Source organism: Brucella tritici, assembly GCF_902825325.1.
Lineage (GTDB): Bacteria > Pseudomonadota > Alphaproteobacteria > Rhizobiales > Rhizobiaceae > Brucella.
This window is the reverse complement of the sequence record NZ_CADEAR010000110.1, coordinates 1-207: the sequence shown is the minus strand read 5'-3', so window position 1 is coordinate 207 and position 207 is coordinate 1. Positions and strand designations below refer to the sequence as shown.

Sequence of the window (207 nt, the reverse complement as noted above, 5' to 3'; positions counted from 1 at the left end):
GTGCCATAAACGTCGACCGTCATTTCCGCGATCCCGTGTTCACGCGGTTGCACCGAACGCCGGTCCGTGTCCAGGCCGAGTTGTCGACACAGTGATGACTGGACGCTCAAGCGGTCGAATGTTTCGCCTTCGATCGCGCTCGTCTTGATCGCTTCGTCGCTCAAGAGTTCGATGCGCAATCGGTCGCGGTCGTCGGGATCGATGTGA

At 59.4% G+C, this 207-nt stretch carries 1 protein-coding gene; it reads right to left on the bottom strand.

What is annotated here, in order from left to right; translation table 11 throughout:
• Positions 1 to 207: DUF4172 domain-containing protein (locus tag HWX93_RS22865; protein ID WP_176038831.1), on the bottom strand; the 207-nt coding region annotated here is incomplete at both ends.